This window comes from Sphingomonas sp. CCH9-F2, from assembly GCF_001556735.1.
Lineage (GTDB): Bacteria > Pseudomonadota > Alphaproteobacteria > Sphingomonadales > Sphingomonadaceae > Sphingomonas > Sphingomonas ginsenosidimutans.
Window position 1 is genome coordinate 1 of sequence record NZ_LSJO01000535.1, and the last position, 656, is coordinate 656.

General features: G+C 72.3%; 1 protein-coding gene. It reads left to right on the forward strand.

The genetic code is table 11. The features are described from left to right. Positions 1-545 (forward strand): FMN-binding negative transcriptional regulator (locus tag AX685_RS15045; RefSeq protein ID WP_066490120.1); only part of this gene is annotated, 545 nt, incomplete at its 5' end. Positions 546-656: the final 111 nt, after the last annotated feature.

A 656-nucleotide genomic window follows, 5' to 3' on the forward strand; every position in this document is an offset into this window, starting at 1 on the left:
CGCCGCTGGTGCTGGCGGGCGACGACACGCTCACCTTCCACCTGTCGCGCCGCAACCGCGCGCTGCCGATCGCCGACGGCACCCCCGCGATCGCCGGGTTCGTCGCGACCGACTTCTATGTCAGCCCCGACTGGTATGTCGTGGACGGACAGGTGCCGACATGGAACTATGTCGCGGTGGAGGCGGAAGGGACGATCACCGCGCTCGACGATGACGCGCTGATCGCGCAGATCGACGCGCTGGGCGCCGAGCAGGAGGCGCGGCTTGCCCCCAAGCCGCCGTGGACGCGCGCGAAGATGCCCGATGGCCGTTTCGACGCGATGCGCCGCGCGATCGCCGGCTTCACGCTGTCGATCGCCGCGTGGCGCGGCACCGCCAAGCTGTCTCAGAACAAGTCGGCCCCCGACCGTGCCGGCGCGATCGCGGGCCTTCGCGCCGCGGGCCACGACGAGGCGGCGTCATGGATGGAAAGCGGCGTCGCGGCAGGCGACGTCCGGCGTCAGACCGCGGTCACCGCCCCGTCGATCACGCCCCAGCCGGCATAGACCGCCAGCGCCACCGCGGCGGTCGCCGTCACCCCGAACAGGACGTAGCCGACATATTCCAGCATCGGCGGGTTGGGCCGCGCCAGCTTGCGGTTGCGCGACGCGCCCGAC